Raw genomic sequence first — 15,203 nt, forward strand, 5'->3', positions numbered from 1 at the left:
GGCCCTTGCTTCGCTGCGGTGCAGTCGGTTCATGCCTGCATCCTCATGATCTCCTGGAACGCCTCCACGGCCTTGTTCCGGACGGCCATGGTCAGCTGGAGGCCCAGGGACGCCTCGGTGGCGGCCATCGTGTACTGCGCCGGGTCGGCCAGGCGGCCGTCGGCCACCTGCACCGCGAGGTCGCTGGCCTTCGCCTGGGCGGCCGAGACGTTCTCGATGCCCTTGGCGAGCATGCCGGCGAAGTCCTCGTTCGGGCCGGTCGCCGGCGCGCTCTCGCCGGAGCCGAGCATGCTGCCGAGGCCGTTGAGGCCGCCGAGGCCGATGCCCCGGCCGCTGATTCCTTCGATGGCGGAGAACCCGCCGATCGGGTTGATCGCGGACATGGTGATCACTTCCCGAGGTTGATCGCGGCTAGGTAGGAGTCTTTGGCCCGGTCGACCACCGAAAGGTTGGCCTGGTAGGAGCGCTGGGCCATCATGAGCTGGGCCATCTGGCCGCCCATGTCGATGTCGGGCCGGCGGACGTACCCCTCGGCGTCGGCGAGCGGGTTGTCCGGCTCGTAGGCGAGGATGCCCTCGGCGCTGCCGTACTGGATTCCGGCGACCTCGGCCCCGTTGCCGTCCTGGGCCGCGCGCGCCTGGACGTACCGGGCCTGGAAGGCGTTCTCGTTGGTACGGGTGGTGGTGTTGATGTTCGCGAGGTTGTCGGCCACCGCGTCCAGCCACTTGCGATAGACGGTGACGCCGCTGCCCGCGACCCCGATGGCGTTGAAGGTGCTCATGCGGGTCAGGCCCCCTTGATGGCTTCGCGCAGCGTGCCGTACTTGCCGTCGAGCGCCCGGATGGCGAGGCTGTACCGCATCGACGTGTCGATGTGCTGCAGCGTTTCCTGGTCGAGGTTGACGTTGTTGCCGTTGAGCCGGGTGGGCTCGAGCGACGTCAGCACGCTCGGGGTCACCGTGGACGGCGACTGGCCGTCGGCGACGGCGCTCTGCAGCGCCTCCTCGAATTTGACCTTACGGGCCCGGTAACCGGGGGTCTCGATGTTCGCGATGTTGTTGGCGATGGCCTGCTGGCGCGCGGCGAGGCCGGTGACGGCGACGCGCAGTGCCGATGACGAGCGGTCCTCGAACAAGGTGTGCCCCCTGAGGTCGGTATCCGTTCAGGTCGCCGGTCCGTGGCAGTTCGGTGAGCAATCCGTGCTCGTACCCTGCATTTCGGCGTCTTGGTGGATCCGCTGAGTCCCAAGCGGTTGCCGAGAGGTTGCACACAGAAAGGCTCCGGACCCGCTGGGGTCCGGAGCCTCGCTTCCGACGGGACTTACATGGCGCAATCCAGGTAGACGGGACGTTTGACCGCTTCGCCGGTTTCGATCTTGGACGTCATCGCCATCTGCTGGCGATTCGCGGTGAGCCGGCGGGCGATCTCCTCGGCGGCGGCGAGCTGCCGGGTGAGGATCTCGTCGGCCCGCGGCTTGAGCTCCAGTGGCAGAGCACCCAGCTCGGTCGGTGGCCGCCACATGTCCGACGGCGGTGTCTCGGCGAGCCGCCGCTCGTCGGCGAGCATCGTCTCGACCGCGACGACGTCCATCTCCAGGTCGTCCAGCGCGGCCGTCCACGCGGCCCGCCAGTCGACCGTGCCGGTACTCATGTCGAGGCCGAAGCCGCGTCGCGCCACGCGTCGCGTAGCGGTTCGAGCAGGTTCCGGCAGCCCACCACCCGGTCGGCGTCCTGCCGGATGTTCGCGCCGATCAGCTCGGTCAGCACGAATCCGTACAGGTTGGCCAGGCCGGGAGCGCCGTCCCAGGCCTCCATGTCGAGGGTGACCCGCAGCTCCAGAACGATCTCCTGAGCGTGCGTGATCTTGTCGTTGGCCAGCTCGCGATCGTTGCCGCGGATCGCCTCCTCACCCTGCATCAGGTCGAGGATCAGGCGGTCGTACAGCATGATCAGCAACTTGGCGGGCGACGCCGTGCTGATCGAGTCCTGGAGATAGCGGTCGCGAAGGTTGGGTGCGCTCATCAGTTTCCCTCGATCGGTGGCCGTCGGCTGGATGCGGATGGTCGTGGTCAGCCGAGGCTCGCGATCTGGCCGGAGAGCCAGCTCGACTGGTTCTTCAGGGTGCCCAGGGAGGACTCCAGTGCCGCGTACTGCCGCTGCAGCGCCTGCTTGCGGGTGGCCAGCCGGACGTCCCAGTTCTCGATCTGCTCGTTGAGCGAGTCGATCTCGTTCTTCCGGCCGGTGATCACGTTGGTGACGGTGTTCGACTGCTTGTCGGCCAGCGCCCGGACCTGGCTGCCGAACGCCATGCCGGCTTCCTGGACCTTGCCCGGGTCGTCGGCGTACGCCTTGGCGAACGCGGTCGCGTCGAAGGACAGCTGCCCGTCCCGGCTGAGCGAGACACCGAGCTGGCTGAGCGAGCCGAAGTTGATCGCGGTCTTGCTCTCCACCCCGTTGGTGGTGGTCGTCTTGTCGTACGACAGACCGGTACTGATCATGCCCAGTACGGCCTGGTTCATCTGCCGAACGGTGAAGTCGCCGGTCAGTGGGGCACTGGCCCGGGTGTCCTTGTCGTACGCGGTCTGGCTCTTGATCTCGCTGAGTGCCGCGTTGGCCGCGTCCACCAGGGCCTGCATCTTGCCGGCGATGGCCTTGGAGTCGGAGGCCGCGTCGACGGTGACACCGGTCTCCTGCTTGCTGACCGAGATGGTCACCCCGGGCATCAGCGCGCTGAACGTGTTGGTGCTGCTGTTGACCTTGTACTCGGACGAGGTGCCCGGGTTCATGGTGAGCACCGCGTCCTTGGCCGAGCTGGTCTCCGGGCTGGTGCCCCCGGTGCCGGTGTTCTCCAGGCCGAGGACCTGGAAACCGTTGGCGGCGCCGGACTTCATGCCGGTGAACTGGACGACGCCGGCGGTGCCGCCGGTGCTGACCGTGTAGGCGCGGATCCCGAGGCTGACGCCGTTCGCGTCGGTCGCCGAGTTCATCGCGGAGGTGAGGCTGTCCGCCTTGCGCGGCTCCGGGACGGTGACCGTCACCGGGTCGCCGACCGGGGTGAACTGGTCGACGCCGTCCGCGTCGGTGCTCCAGGAGCCCGGCTGGACCGTGATGGTGGAGGGGAAGGCCTGCTCGGCGGTGGTGTCGGTGACCTTGAGAACGGTGGTCTGGGCCCGGGCCACCGAGCTGACGTCGAACTTGACGCCGCCGGTCATGCCGGTCAGCCCGCCGGTGGCGGTGGCGGTGACACTCGTCGAGCTGGAGGTCGCGGTCAGCGCCCGCCAGGAGCCCAGCGAGCCGAGCGCGTCGCCGGCCGACTTCATCGCCTTGAGCTTCGAGTTCACCGACTGGTACGAGGTGACCGCGGTCTGCGCGGTCTGGACCTTGGTCTTGAGTTGGGTCTGCGGTGCCGCCTCGACCTGCATCATCTGGCTGATCATCGAGGAGGTGCTGAGGCCGCTGACAAGGCCGTCGACTGAGCTGGCCACGAGAACCTACCTTCCAGCAGGAGCGGAGCGGGGGCAGCCGGCTGGGCAAGCCGGCTACCCCCACCTGTTCGGTCGTTCGCGTTACGGATTCAGTTTGATCAGCTTCAGGTCGGTCAGCGGAGCAGCGACAGCACGTTCTGCGAGGCCTGGTTGGCCTGGGACAGCATGGACGTACCGGCCTGGGTCAGGATCTGGTTGCGGGTGAACTGCACCATCTCCTGGGCCATGTCGGTGTCACGGATACGCGACTCCGAGGCGGACAGGTTCTCGACCGCCGTGTTCAGGTTGTTGATCGTGTGCTCGAAGCGGTTCTGGTGGGCACCGAGCTTGGCCCGGTTGTCGGAGACCTGCTGGATCGCCGCGTCCAGCACCTCGATGGCCTCGGTCGCGCCGGACTTGCCGCCGGTGGTGGTGGCCAGCTTGGTGAGGTCGAGGCTGTTCAGGCCGAGCGTCTCGGAGTTGATCGCCCGGATGCCGACGCTCAGGGTCTCGCCCGAGTTGGCACCGATCTGGAAGGCGCCGTTGGTGGACTTGGTGTTCGCCGTCGACGGGCCGCTGATGCCGAGGTCGTTGGCGGTGAACTCGAAGCCGGTGGTGCCGGAGGCGCTGAAGGTCAGGTTGCCGGTGGACTTGTCGACCGAGGCGGAGACCTCGAGGGTGACGTCGCCGTGACCGGCGTCGCGCAGCGCCGAGGCGATCGCGTCGTTCACCTTCTGGGCGGCGGCCTGCGGCGCGAGCGGTGTGGTGCCGTCCGAGGTCAGGTCGACGTCGGCGACGTTGATGGTGACGGGCTTGCCACCGAGGCTCGAGATCGACATGCCGGTAGAGGCGGCCGGCGAGTTGGTGGTGGCGTAGGGGTCGGTCGGCGGCGCGGCCGGGTTGCCGTTGATGGTGGTGCCGGTGGCGGTGGCCCGCATGCCGAAGTTGCCGTCGAGCAGCTTCGACTTGCCGAACGCGGTGGTCTCACTGACCCGGTCGATCTCGGAGGCCAGCTGGGTGAACTCGGCCGCGGCCGCCTTCTTCGCACTGTCGTCGAGGGAGGCGTTGTTGGCCTGCACCGACAGGTCGCGCATGCGCTGCAGCATGGCGGTCGTCTCGTTGAGCGCGCCTTCAGCGGTCTGCACGACGCTGATCGCGTCCTGCGCGTTGCGAACGGCGACCTTGAGACCACCGGTCTGCGCCCGCAGGCCCTCGGAGATCGACAGGCCGGCCGCGTCGTCCGAGGCCCGGTTGATGCGGAAACCGCTGGAGAGCTTCTCGAGCGACTTCGACATCTGGTTGTCCGTGACGGACAGGTTCCGGTACGCGTTCTGCGCGGCGATGTTCTGGTTGATGCGAAGACCCATTAGGTGATTCCTCCTTGAGCTGGGGCCTTGAACCGGCCCGTCCGTGGGGCCGTGGTGCTACACCCGAACCCATCGGCGGGTCGCCGAGGAGCACTGAGAATTCTGCGAGATTTTTTCCGGCTTTTCGGGCGAACCGGAAAGGCGCCGATCGGGGTAAACCGCTCAGTGGCACGGCTGATGTGCCGACCTGTCCGAATGAGCGGGTCTACCGGTGGGGTGAGCCCGAAAAGCCGTACGACGGAGGACCGGTGAGCCTGACCGATCTGGCCAGTGTCCTCTGGCGCTCACGCGAGCTGCTGGAGATGCTGCTGTTCAAGCTAGAGGAGGAGCAACTGCTCCTCGCGTCCAACCGGTCCCGATGGCTCAGTCACGCCACCCGCGAGGTGGAAGTGGTGCTGGACCAGATCCGGCAGACCGAGGTGATCCGGGCGGCCTACTCGCAGGAGGTCGCGGCGGAACTCGGGCTCTCCCCGGAGGCCTCCCTCGGCGAGCTCGCCGACGCCGCCCCCGACCCCTGGTCGGACCTGCTGCACCAGCACCGCAAGGCGTTCCTGTTGTTGACGTCGGAGATCCGGGCCCTGGCCGACATCAACCGTGAGCTGCTCACCGCCGGCCAGCGCGCGGCTCGCGAAACCATGCTCGCGTTCGCCGAGACTGTGGAAACGTACGGACCGCAGGGCCAGACCGTCAGCGGCGCCGTGCGGCGCCCCACCCTGGTTGATGAGGCGATCTGATGGGCAGCACATTCAGCGGACTCAACACGGCGCTCACCTCGCTCTACGCGCAGCGCCGGGGCCTGGACATCACGGGCCAGAACATCGCGAACGCGAGCACCGAGGGGTACACCCGGCAACGGGTGGTGATGCAGGCGCAGAACGCCAATCTCAACGCCGGCATCTACGCCACCACCGACGCGGTCGGCACCGGGGTCACCGTCTCCTCGGTGCAGCGGCTGAACAACTCGGCGCTCGATCAGCGGGCCTACACCGAGCACGCGAACTCGGCGTACCACAATCAGCGGGCCGGAGCGTACGCACTGATCGAGAACGTCTTCGGCGAGCCGAGTGACACCGCGCTGCAGGCGCGGATGCAGGACATGTGGGACGGCTGGAACGCGGTGTCGTCCAATTTCGACAAGGCCGCGCCCAAGTCGGCGATGCTGGAGCAGGCGGTCACCGTCGCGACCACGCTCAACGACGCCTCGCAGGCCCTGGACAACCAGTTCAAGTCGACCCGGGCCGGCCTGGACACCTACGTCGGCGAGGTGAACAAGGCGGCCGAGTCGATCGCCAAGCTGAACAAGGAGATCGTGCTGGCCACCCAGTCCGGTCTGCAGGCCAACGAGCTGCAGGACCAGCGCGGTGTGCAGATCCTCAAACTGGCCGAGCTGGCCGGCGCCACCGCCACCGAGTTGCCGAACGGCGCCATCAACATCTTCATCGGCAGCTCCCCCCTGGTCAGTGAGTTCGACACCCGTGCGATCCACGTCGCACCGGGCAGCGCCAGCAAGATGGACGAGCTGGCCGCCACCGAGGTCAAGCTGCAGTGGAAGGACACCGGCACGGCGGTCGCCTCGGGCGGCCAGATGGGCGCCAACATGGAGTTGATGGCCCGTGGCGGCACCCTCCAGGACATGTCGAGCCGGCTGGACAAGGTGGCCGGCAAGCTGGCCGAGCGGGTCAACGACATGCACAGCGCCGGCTGGAGCATCAACGGCGACACCGGCATCGACTTCTTCGTGCCGGTCAACGCCGGGGACGACATCACCGCCGGCAACATCAAGGTCAACAGCGCGCTGCTGAACGACGTGAACAAGGTCGCGGTCTCCTCCGGCGATCCCCGGGGCGTCGACACGCCGACCCGGATCCTGGACGGCAAGGTCGCCGACGGCCTCGCCGATCTGGCCGATGCCAAGGACGGCCCGGACTCGGAGTACCAGCAGCTGATCGGTGATCTCGGGGTGGCCGCCCAGTCCTCGATGCGCCGGCGCGACATCCAGAACGCGGTGACCGACCAGGTGGACGCGACCCGCGACGCCGAATCCGGGGTCAACCTCGACGAGGAGATGACCAACCTGCTCACGTACCAGCGCGGATACGAGGCCTCGTCACGTGTGCTGACCACCATCGACTCGATGCTCGATCAGCTGATCAACCGCACCGGCCTGGTCGGCAGGTAGGGAGGAAACCGATGAGTATCAGCCCACGGGTGACCGAGAGCAGTGTGCGCACCCGGACGATGAGCAGTCTCCAGCGCAACCTGAGCCGCACCCAGACGGCACAGGACCAGATCTCCAGCGGCAAGCAGCTGCACCGCCCGTCGGATTCACCGACCGGCACGGTTACCGCGCTCCAACTCCGTGGCGAGGTCCGGGCGAACAAGAAGTACTCCGCCAACGCCGACGACGCGATGGGCCGGCTCGGCACCGTGCAGGACACCCTGAAGAGCGTCTACGAGCAGGTGCAGCGGGTGCGTTCGCTGACCCTGGAGGCGGCCAGCATGGGCGGCGGCAGCACCCCGCAGGCCAATGTGGCCCGTGCCGACGAGATCGACCAGATCAAGGGTCTGGTCGTCCAGTTCGCCAACACCAAGTATCTGAATCGCCCGGTCTTCGGCGGGTCCACTCCGGACGAGGTCGCCTATCACACCGGTGGGTCGTTCTCCGGTGAGGTGGAGGGCGAGACGATGCGGACGATCGGGCCGAACGCCCGGGTCCGGGTCGACGTCCGGGGCCCGGAGGTGTTCGGTGAGGAGTTGCAGTCCGACGGCGCCACTCCCAATGAGCAGCAGTTGTTCCGCGTTCTCGACTCGTTGTCCACGGCGATGCGGACCGGAGACGCCGACGGAATTCAGACCGGTCTGGCAAACCTCGATAAAGCTACGGAAACCCTGAATTCCACCCTTTCAGATGTAGGTGCCCGATATAATCGGGTTACACAGATGAAGCAGTCCGCAGAGGACCGTCTGATGTCCGTCTCGTCGCAGCTGTCCGATATCGAGGATGTCGACCTGCCCAAGGCGATCATGGAATTGCAGCTTCAGCAGACCTCGTATCAGGCCGCCCTGGCCGCCACGGCCAAGGTGATCCAGCCCTCACTCATCGATTTCCTGAGGTGACCATGACTACTCGCACCGCATCCCGACCGATCGAGGCCACGATGACCGACCCGTCGCTGGGGCTGCCGACCATCACGATGGCCGTGCCCATGCCGGGCTTCCCGGCGCATCGGGAGTTCGTATTGGTGCGTCTCAACGACGACGGTCTGCTCTACTCGTTCACCTCCGTCGAGGACCCGGAGCTGCGTTTCCTGGTCTCCCCGCCGGAGCCGTTCTTCCCGGACTACGCGCCGGAGATCGAGAACGGGGTTTTCGCCGCGCTGAACACCAAGGACCCGGACCGTCTGCTGCTGCTCACGGTGATCACCGCGAGCGAGCACGAGACGACCGCGAACCTGCTCGCCCCGATCGTGGTCGACCGCGACAGCATGCGGGCCATGCAGGTCGTCCTGAGCGGCTCGAACTACCCGGTCCGGGCCATCCTGAACCGGAACTTCTGATCCTGGCTCGTCGCAGGCGCGGCCGCGTTCGTCGCGGCCGCGCCTTCGCCATGTGTGGTCCGTTTCCATGGATGGAGGAGGGCACCGATGCTGGTGCTGACCCGGCGGGCGGGGGAGAGCGTGATGATCGGCGACGACGTCGTCATCACCGTCCTGGAGGCCCGTGGCGACGTCATCCGGCTGGGCATCCAGGCGCCCCGGGACGTACAGGTGCATCGCGAGGAGGTCTACCGCGAGCTTCAGGAGGCCAACCGGTCCGCGGCCTCGCCCTCGGCGGACGCCGTCGACGCGGTGACCCGGATGCTGGAGACCCCGGACGCGCCGTAGCGCGGCACCTGACCTGCACCGGCGGCTGACCCCGCGGACAACATCCGGCGGGCATCCTCGTCATCGGGCGGGAGAATCCCGTCTTCTTCAGCCGGGGAGTCAGCGTGGGCGTAGAGCGCGAATCAGTCATCGGTGGCGGTGCGGTCGGTACCGCCTGCGCGCTCGACCTTGCGGTGGACGCGCACGTGCACACCGGGTTCTCGGCCGGCCGGGACGCCGTCGGTGTGGTGGTGTCCGCGGCTGATCAGGCCGGACTGCTGTCGCTCACCTTCGCCGACCAGGCCGGCCCGGACACCACCTGGCTCCCGGCGTACGCCGACGCGGTGCGGCGGGCCCGGCACCGGACCGAGATGACCCTGCGGGTGGCGGCCGAGGTGGAGGTGGTCCGCGCGGACGGCTGGCTGGCGCTGCCGCCCGATCTGGCGCCGCTGGACGCGCTGTCGGTGGCCCTCTCCGCGCTGCCGGCCGCCGGCGAACTGCTCAGCCCGCGTGACGTGCGGACCCGGGTGGACGCCGGTCTGCTGACCCACCGCCAGGTGGCCGAGCTGCTGGTGGCGGCGACGGTCAAAGGCCTGGAACGAGCTTCCCGGTACGCCCCGGCCCGGCTGGCCCGCCCGCTGGCCCTGCTCGGCCAGGCCGGTATCGACGACTCGGTGGTGACCCCGGACCTGGTCGCCGACCTGGCCGCGGCCTGCCGGACCACCGGCACCGTGGTGGAGGTCAGTGAGGCCTGGCGCAGCCCGTCGCCTCGGGTGGTGGAGATGCTGCTGGACGCCGCGGTGACGGTGGTGCCGGCCAGTGACGCCCGGTACGCCGCCGAGGTGGGCCGCTGGCACTACCTGCGCCGGGTCTGAGCCGGGGGTGGAGCCTAAACCGGGAAACTGAACACGTTGCGCACTCGCCTCCGTACTCTCTGTGATGCCAGCACTTCAGCATGGGAGAGTTGCGATGAGCATGGTTCAGCAGGCTATCGAAGTCAGTGCGCCGGTTCACACGGTGTACGAGCAGCTCGCGGCATTCGAGAACTACCCCCGATTCATGACCGGTGTGCGGCAGGTGACGTCGATCGGCACCGACCAGACGCACTGGATCATGGATGTCGACGGGAAGCGCCGCGAGTTCGACGCCCAGATCATCGAGCGATCGCCGGACGAGCGTGTCTCCTGGTCGACCATGGAGGGCCCGCTGCTCGCCGAGACGATCACGCTCCGCCCGATGGGGGAGACCAAGACCCAGGTCGTCGCCCAGCTGGAGGCGGACATCGCCTTCCTGATGCCCAGTGACCGGCACGGGCAGGAGTCACTGAACCGCCGGCTCAAGGCCGACCTGACCACCTTCAAGGGGCTGGTGGAGAGCGGTGTGCTCGGTGGCCGCCCGATCCCGCACGCCGGCGCCAGCTCGAAGCAGATGGCCGGCCGTTCGCACACCCTGCTGCCCGGGATCAGCATGGACGCCCCGTCGCCCGCCGCGGTGGCCGCGCGCATCCGCAACCGGACCGGAGCGGTGCCGCATCCGGGTGCCGGCTGGGACACCGGGGCCGCCGCCGGCACCGCCCGGATGGGTGGCCGCGGCGCGGGTTCGGACACGTGGGGCAGTGGCATGATCAACGAGGAGGAGCGCGGCTGACCGCGAAGACTTCCGAGGGGCCCGGGGCGCATCGCGTCCCGGGCCCTTTCAGGTGGCTGCCGCCTCCAGCGTGACCAGCAGGCGCGCGCCCTGCGGGGCGGCGTGCTCGTACTGCACCGATCCACCGTTCGCCTCGACCAGGTGCCGCACGATGAACAGCCCGAGCCCGGCGCCCCGGATGAACCGCCCGAACAGGTTGGGCAGCAGGTCGTCCGGGATCCCGTTGCCGCTGTCCTGCACCACCAGGCGCACCGTGTCGTCCGGCCGTCGTTCGCCCTGGATCCGGACCGGTGGCGCGCCGTGCGCCAGCGCGTTCTTCAGCAGGTTCTCCACCACGATGGCCAGGTGCCCGCGGTCGGCCAGGGCGGCCACCTCGTCGTCGACCTCGATCGTCACGTCGGTGGCGCCGGCGGTGGACGCGCGGACCGCCTCCACCGTCTCCAGCAGCGGCACCGGCACCCGGCGGGCGGTGACCGTGCCGGTGTCCAGCCGGAAGAGCAGCTGCAGGTCGTTCATCATCTTGATCAGGCGGCGGGTGTTCTTGTCGATCTTGGTGGCGAGTTCCAGCCGGATGTCCTCGGGCAGGTCCGCCCAGTCCGCGCAGAGCAGCTCGGCGAGGCTGGCGATCGAGCTGATCGGCTGGGCCACGTCGTGGGTCAGCATCGAGGTCAGATCGTTCTTGAAGGCCAGGGCGGCGGCCAGGTCGGCGTTGCCCCGCTCCAGTTCCGCCGCGTGCGCGGTGAGCGCCACCTCGGCCTGCTTGCGCTCGGCGATGTCGATGTAGGTCGCGACGTACCCGCGGGGCGCGCCGGCCGCGTCCGGGATCGCCGCCATGGTGGCCAGCACCGGCACGTCGGTGCCGTCGGCCCGGGGCAGAAGCCAGTCGCCGCCGGTGCCCGGTGGGGGCAGCGGCGGCGATTCGGCGGGTAGGTCCTGGTGGCCGGTGAGTTCCCGCCAGCGGCGGTTCACGTCGATCACCCGGTAGTTGGCGTCCAGGACCATCACGGCCTCGTTCATCGACTGCAACAGCGTCTGCGCGAAGTCCTGCCGGTCCCGGAGCTCCGCCACCAGGTGACGTTGCCGCCGGTCGGCGTCGTTGAGACTGCGCACCAGATAGGCGAGGACGGCGAGCAGGGCCAGCACCGCCAGAATCACCCCGGTGCTCACCGCGGCCACCGGACGGCTCGCGCCGGATCGGGCGGCGAACGCGCTGACCAGGGCGGCGACCACCGGTGTGGCGATCAGGGCGGGGGCCAGCCGGCGCACCGCCACGCGGGGCCCGGACTCGTCCAGGGTGTGCAGCGGGCCGGTCTCCGGGCGGGCCAGGATGGTGCCGATGGTGAGCGCCAGCAGCGGCCCGGCCAGATAGGTGGGCATCACCCCGTCCGGCCCGCGGCCGGGTGGGAAGGCCGGCTCGAAGAGCCGCGGCACCAGGGCGACCAGCGCGATGATCGCGGCGCCCAGCAGCAGCGGGTCGGCCAGCCGGTAGGCGACGCCGCCACGGGTCGGCATCCGCAGGTCCAGGCAGGCCAGCGCGAGCCCGGTGAGGACCGTGGCGACCGCCACCGCCGGATGGCTGACCAGGGCCGCGGCGCCGATCCCGGCGGCGGCCAGCGCGAACAGCGCGGCCGCGCCGGCCCGGAGCCGCGCGGTCCCGGCGGCGGGCAGCGCCTGGAGCACCAGGGCGATCCCGGCCGGGATCAGGGCGACGGCCGGGCTACGGCTGAGGTCAGCCGTGGCCAGGTCGTCGATGGACGTGTGCAGTGCGCCGAAGACGGCGACCGTGGCTCCGGCGCACCCGGCGGTCAGCCGGGAGAGCCTGCCCACGTCGTGCGCCGCGATATGCACAAATACCCCCAAGACGTGAGGGAAAGAGCATATCGCGGGCCATCGTGTCCAGCGGTTACTTGACCGCCCAGTCGAACCCGTCCTCGATGCGGATCTTGCTGGCGATCCTGGCGATGTCAGCACGGTGCCGGTTCGCGTGGTGGCCGCAGAAGGCCAGGTCTCCGCCGCTGGTCAGGACGACCTCCAGCTTGGCGGCCGCCCCACAACGATCGCAGCGGTCGGTCAGCTCGCCGACGGTGTCGATCTCGGGCGACAGCAGTGCGGTCATATCGCTCTCCTTGTTGCTCGGGTGGCGGTACTCGGTAGCGGTGCAGCGGTCCTGACAGCGAGAAAATCGGCCCACCGCACGGTCGGCTTAGAGGTTCGTGGTGTGACCCGTCCGATCCTCGGCGCAACCGGGACACAACCCGGAGGGTCCCGGGAGCGCACCAGCCCCCGGCCAACATTTCCCCCAGCCGCTCTTGGCATGCCCCTGGGCCGGAACGAATCCGGGCCCGAGAACACAACCGAGAGGACCCATCCCACATGTTCGGTAACGACGCCCGCCGCCTGACCGTCGCCGTGAGCGCCGCCACCGCCGTTCTCTGGGGCCTGGCCGGGCCCGCCGCGGCTGCCCCGGCGGTGGGGACGATCGCCGGGGCCGGCACCCAGGGCGCCATCCCGAACAGCTTCATCGTCGTCCTGAAGCCGGGCTCCGCCGAAGCTTCGCAGGTCACGTCGGCCTCGCAGGAGCTGGCCCGCGAGTACGGCGGTGTGGTCGACGGCAACTATCTCTCCACCGTACGCGGCTTCCACCTGAACGCCACCTCCTCCGAGGCCCGCCGCCTGGCTGCCGACCCGTCCGTGGACTACGTCGAGCAGGACGCCCGGATCACCACCGCCGACGCCCCGGCCTGGGGACTGGACCGGATGGACCAGCGTGCCCTGCCGCTCTCCGGCACCTACACCCACCGGCCGGCCGCCGGGATCACCGCGTACGTCATCGACACCGGGATCCGGACCACCCATCAGGAGTTCGGCGGCCGGGCGAGCAGCGGCTGGGACTTCGTCGACCAGGACGCGACCGCCGACGACTGCAACGGCCACGGCACCCACGTCGCCGGAACCATCGGCGGCGCCACCCACGGCGTGGCCCGGGACGTGAACCTGGTCGGCCTCAAGGTGCTCGGCTGCGACGGCTCCGGCGCGTACTCCGACTTCATCGCGGCCATCGACTGGGTGACCGCCCACGCCCAGAAGCCCGCGGTCGCCAACATGAGCCTCGGTGGCCCACTGAACCGGGCACTCAACGCGGCGGTGCAGCGGTCCATCGCCTCGGGTGTGACGTACACCATCGCCGCCGGAAACGAGGACCGGAACGCCTGCAAGGCGTCGCCCGCCGCCACCCCGGAGGCCATCACGGTCGGCGCGGTGGACGCGTTCGACGCCCGCGCCCCCTTCTCCAACTGGGGCAGGTGCCTGGACCTCTTCGCGCCCGGCGTGGAGATCGAGTCGGCGGGCCGCGCCTCGGACTCCGCCGTCAAGACGATGAGCGGCACCTCGATGGCCGCCCCGCACGTGGCCGGCGCGGCCGCCCTGGTGCTCGCCGCGCACCCGGACTGGACCCCCGCCCAGGTGCGGGCCGACCTGATCGACAACGCCGGGACCGGCCTGGTCACCGGGGCCGGCAAGGGGTCGCCGAACCGCCTCCTTTACACCGGCCACCTGACCGCCGGCGCCTGATCCCACAGCCCGAACCGGCACGATTCACCGCACGGCACCCGGATGCCGTGCGGTGAGCCGTCTCGTCGGCCAACCGCCGTACGCCGGACCCCGGTGACGGATAGCGTGAGAGCGACCCCAGCCCGAGGAGGACCGAGATGTCCGAGGCGCCGGTCGCCGAGAGGCCGACAGTCCTGGTCGTGGACGACGAAGAGGACCTGCGTGACATCATGCGCCGCATGCTGGAGCGGCGCGGGTTCGCGACGCTGGCCGCCGGCGACGAGAACGAGGCCCTCGCCGTCTGCCGGGACCACCCGGGCGAGATCGACGCGCTGATCGCCGATCTGACCCTGCCCGGCGCCTCCGGCGGGGACCTCGCCAAGCACATCCGCGAGCTGCGGCCGGGCATCGCCGTCGTCTTCGTGTCCGGCCTGCCCAAGGACATCGCGGTCGCCAAGGGGCAGATCGAGGAGTCGGACGTGCTGGTGAAGAAGCCGTTCACCGCCGACGCCCTGCTCCAGGCCCTGCGGGACGCCCTGGACCAGAAGAAGAACGAAGACGAGGACTAGGGCCAGGGCACGGTCAGCTCGCCGAGCCGCCACCGGGCCGGGCCGTCCAGCACCGGCCGGCCCTCGGCCCGCAACCGTCGCACGGTGGCCAGCCAGCGCTGCCGCGGCCCGAACGGGGTCGCCTCGGTCTCCCACGCCCGGTTCAGCGCCTGGAGCAGATCGTGCACCGGATGACCGGGCACGTTGTGGTGGATCAGCGCCTTCGGCAGCCGCTCGGCGAAGATCGACGGGTGCTCCAGCACCGGCAGCCGGGCGGAGAGCGTCAAGGTGCGCGGCACCCCGTCCGTCACCACCGCCCAGGTGGCGATCCGGCCCAGCTCGTCACAGGTCCCCTCGACCAGCAGCGCGCCGGAGCCGGTCATCGCCCGCCAGGCCGCCGCCACCTCCTCCTCGGAGTACTGCCGCAGCACGTTGAACGCGCGCACCACCACCGGGGACAACCCGGCCAGCTCGAAGCCGCCACGCCGGAACTCCAGCCCCGGTGGATCCGCGAACGGCAGCGCGTCGCTCACCCGTACCGGATCGATCTCCAGACCGACTACCGTGATGTCCGCGCGGACCGCCTCCGCCAGCCGGCCCCGCAGTTCCACCGCGGTCACCGGCGTGGCCCCGTAGCCCAGGTCGACCACCAGCGGCTGCGCCGCCCCGATCAGAAGCGGACCGCACCGGTACGCGATGAAGTTGTCGACCCTGCGCAGCCGGTTGGGATTGGTGGTCCCCCGGGTGATCGCGCCGACCGGCTTCAC

19 protein-coding genes are annotated in these 15,203 nt (G+C 69.5%); 9 read left to right on the top strand and 10 right to left on the bottom strand.

From position 1 onward, the window contains the following. Window positions 1-29: 29 nt before the first annotated feature. The 7 genes from fliE to ACQ0O7_RS05555 form a co-directional block, all read right to left on the bottom strand. A complete protein-coding gene (fliE, locus tag ACQ0O7_RS05525) occupies window positions 30-383 on the bottom strand; it encodes a flagellar hook-basal body complex protein FliE (RefSeq protein ID WP_430780987.1) in 354 nt (117 codons plus the stop codon). Window positions 384-388: 5 nt separating this feature from the next. Continuing rightward, on the bottom strand, window positions 389-781 hold the full coding sequence (locus ACQ0O7_RS05530) for a flagellar basal body rod protein FlgC (RefSeq protein ID WP_430780654.1): 393 nt from the start codon (window positions 779-781) through the stop codon (window positions 389-391). A gap of 5 nt (window positions 782-786) precedes the next feature. Beyond that, a complete protein-coding gene (locus tag ACQ0O7_RS05535) occupies window positions 787-1,134 on the bottom strand; it encodes a flagellar basal body rod protein FlgB (RefSeq protein ID WP_430780655.1) in 348 nt (115 codons plus the stop codon). A gap of 185 nt (window positions 1,135-1,319) precedes the next feature. After that, window positions 1,320-1,649, bottom strand: coding sequence for a hypothetical protein (locus ACQ0O7_RS05540; protein ID WP_430780656.1), 330 nt, complete (start codon window positions 1,647-1,649; stop codon window positions 1,320-1,322). After that, window positions 1,646-2,020 carry a flagellar export chaperone FliS gene (gene fliS, locus ACQ0O7_RS05545; RefSeq protein WP_430780657.1) on the bottom strand — a complete coding sequence of 125 codons (375 nt, stop codon included), beginning with the start codon at window positions 2,018-2,020 and terminating at the stop codon, window positions 1,646-1,648. The genes ACQ0O7_RS05540 and fliS overlap by 4 nt, the downstream gene beginning before the upstream one ends. A gap of 47 nt (window positions 2,021-2,067) precedes the next feature. Next, window positions 2,068-3,483, bottom strand: coding sequence for a flagellar filament capping protein FliD (fliD, locus tag ACQ0O7_RS05550; protein ID WP_430780658.1), 1,416 nt, complete (start codon window positions 3,481-3,483; stop codon window positions 2,068-2,070). Window positions 3,484-3,596: 113 nt separating this feature from the next. Next, window positions 3,597-4,829 carry a flagellin gene (locus ACQ0O7_RS05555; RefSeq protein WP_430780659.1) on the bottom strand — a complete coding sequence of 411 codons (1,233 nt, stop codon included), beginning with the start codon at window positions 4,827-4,829 and terminating at the stop codon, window positions 3,597-3,599. A gap of 248 nt (window positions 4,830-5,077) precedes the next feature. Between ACQ0O7_RS05555 and ACQ0O7_RS05560 the strand changes: the two genes are divergently transcribed. The 7 genes from ACQ0O7_RS05560 (at window position 5,078) to ACQ0O7_RS05590 (ending at window position 10,339) form a co-directional block, all read left to right on the top strand. Then, entirely contained in the window at window positions 5,078-5,563 is a 486-nt protein-coding gene (locus ACQ0O7_RS05560; protein WP_430780660.1) for a flagellar protein FlgN, read from the top strand. Then, window positions 5,563-7,008, top strand: a complete 1,446-nt coding sequence (gene flgK / locus ACQ0O7_RS05565; RefSeq protein ID WP_430780661.1) for a flagellar hook-associated protein FlgK — start codon at window positions 5,563-5,565, stop codon at window positions 7,006-7,008. The genes ACQ0O7_RS05560 and flgK overlap by 1 nt, the downstream gene beginning before the upstream one ends. A gap of 11 nt (window positions 7,009-7,019) precedes the next feature. Next, the gene (locus tag ACQ0O7_RS05570) at window positions 7,020-7,946 is read left to right on the top strand and encodes a flagellin (RefSeq protein ID WP_430780662.1); all 927 of its coding nucleotides are present in this window, start codon (window positions 7,020-7,022) and stop codon (window positions 7,944-7,946) included. A 2-nt stretch (window positions 7,947-7,948) separates the two neighbouring features. Then, complete coding sequence (fliW, locus tag ACQ0O7_RS05575; RefSeq protein ID WP_430780663.1) at window positions 7,949-8,386, top strand: flagellar assembly protein FliW; 438 nt, start codon at window positions 7,949-7,951, stop codon at window positions 8,384-8,386. An 87-nt stretch (window positions 8,387-8,473) separates the two neighbouring features. Then, window positions 8,474-8,713, top strand: a complete 240-nt coding sequence (gene csrA / locus ACQ0O7_RS05580; protein ID WP_430780664.1) for a carbon storage regulator CsrA — start codon at window positions 8,474-8,476, stop codon at window positions 8,711-8,713. 104 nt (window positions 8,714-8,817) lie between these two features. Next, window positions 8,818-9,567, top strand: coding sequence for a hydrolase (locus ACQ0O7_RS05585; RefSeq protein WP_430780665.1), 750 nt, complete (start codon window positions 8,818-8,820; stop codon window positions 9,565-9,567). 94 nt (window positions 9,568-9,661) lie between these two features. Beyond that, on the top strand, window positions 9,662-10,339 hold the full coding sequence (locus ACQ0O7_RS05590) for an SRPBCC family protein (RefSeq protein ID WP_430780666.1): 678 nt from the start codon (window positions 9,662-9,664) through the stop codon (window positions 10,337-10,339). A gap of 48 nt (window positions 10,340-10,387) precedes the next feature. Here ACQ0O7_RS05590 and ACQ0O7_RS05595 read toward each other — a convergent pair whose 3' ends face one another. Further along, window positions 10,388-12,199: a PAS domain-containing sensor histidine kinase gene (locus tag ACQ0O7_RS05595; RefSeq protein ID WP_430780667.1), complete on the bottom strand. Its 1,812-nt coding sequence runs from the start codon at window positions 12,197-12,199 to the stop codon at window positions 10,388-10,390. 43 nt (window positions 12,200-12,242) lie between these two features. Continuing rightward, the gene (locus ACQ0O7_RS05600) at window positions 12,243-12,455 is read right to left on the bottom strand and encodes a DUF7455 domain-containing protein (RefSeq protein WP_430780668.1); all 213 of its coding nucleotides are present in this window, start codon (window positions 12,453-12,455) and stop codon (window positions 12,243-12,245) included. A 257-nt stretch (window positions 12,456-12,712) separates the two neighbouring features. On the opposite strand from ACQ0O7_RS05600, the gene ACQ0O7_RS05605 reads away from it, so the two are divergent. Together ACQ0O7_RS05605 and ACQ0O7_RS05610 are read left to right on the top strand one after the other, a co-directional pair. After that, window positions 12,713-13,909, top strand: coding sequence for a S8 family serine peptidase (locus ACQ0O7_RS05605; protein WP_430780669.1), 1,197 nt, complete (start codon window positions 12,713-12,715; stop codon window positions 13,907-13,909). A gap of 137 nt (window positions 13,910-14,046) precedes the next feature. After that, a complete protein-coding gene (locus tag ACQ0O7_RS05610; RefSeq protein ID WP_430780670.1) occupies window positions 14,047-14,457 on the top strand; it encodes a response regulator in 411 nt (136 codons plus the stop codon). Here ACQ0O7_RS05610 and ACQ0O7_RS05615 read toward each other — a convergent pair. Beyond that, complete coding sequence (locus ACQ0O7_RS05615) at window positions 14,454-15,203, bottom strand: class I SAM-dependent methyltransferase (RefSeq protein WP_430780671.1); 750 nt, start codon at window positions 15,201-15,203, stop codon at window positions 14,454-14,456. The two genes, ACQ0O7_RS05610 and ACQ0O7_RS05615, sit on opposite strands and share 4 nt — an antisense overlap.

This window comes from Actinoplanes sp. G11-F43 (assembly GCF_050589265.1).
Classification (GTDB): domain Bacteria; phylum Actinomycetota; class Actinomycetes; order Mycobacteriales; family Micromonosporaceae; genus Actinoplanes.

Excerpts from the sequence above, each read along its gene's own strand:
- ACQ0O7_RS05570 (WP_430780662.1), top strand. The coding sequence starts at position 7,020 with ATGAGTATCAGCCCACGGGTGACCGAGAGCAGTGTGCGCACCCGGACG.
- csrA (WP_430780664.1), top strand. The coding sequence starts at position 8,474 with ATGCTGGTGCTGACCCGGCGGGCGGGGGAGAGCGTGATGATCGGCGAC.
- ACQ0O7_RS05530 (WP_430780654.1), bottom strand. The coding sequence starts at position 781 with ATGAGCACCTTCAACGCCATCGGGGTCGCGGGCAGCGGCGTCACCGTC.
- fliW (WP_430780663.1), top strand. The coding sequence starts at position 7,949 with ATGACTACTCGCACCGCATCCCGACCGATCGAGGCCACGATGACCGAC.
- ACQ0O7_RS05610 (WP_430780670.1), top strand. The coding sequence starts at position 14,047 with ATGTCCGAGGCGCCGGTCGCCGAGAGGCCGACAGTCCTGGTCGTGGAC.
- ACQ0O7_RS05605 (WP_430780669.1), top strand. The coding sequence starts at position 12,713 with ATGTTCGGTAACGACGCCCGCCGCCTGACCGTCGCCGTGAGCGCCGCC.
- flgK (WP_430780661.1), top strand. The coding sequence starts at position 5,563 with ATGGGCAGCACATTCAGCGGACTCAACACGGCGCTCACCTCGCTCTAC.
- fliE (WP_430780987.1), bottom strand. The coding sequence starts at position 383 with ATGTCCGCGATCAACCCGATCGGCGGGTTCTCCGCCATCGAAGGAATC.
- ACQ0O7_RS05590 (WP_430780666.1), top strand. The coding sequence starts at position 9,662 with ATGAGCATGGTTCAGCAGGCTATCGAAGTCAGTGCGCCGGTTCACACG.
- fliS (WP_430780657.1), bottom strand. The coding sequence starts at position 2,020 with ATGAGCGCACCCAACCTTCGCGACCGCTATCTCCAGGACTCGATCAGC.
- ACQ0O7_RS05555 (WP_430780659.1), bottom strand. The coding sequence starts at position 4,829 with ATGGGTCTTCGCATCAACCAGAACATCGCCGCGCAGAACGCGTACCGG.
- ACQ0O7_RS05600 (WP_430780668.1), bottom strand. The coding sequence starts at position 12,455 with ATGACCGCACTGCTGTCGCCCGAGATCGACACCGTCGGCGAGCTGACC.
- ACQ0O7_RS05540 (WP_430780656.1), bottom strand. The coding sequence starts at position 1,649 with ATGAGTACCGGCACGGTCGACTGGCGGGCCGCGTGGACGGCCGCGCTG.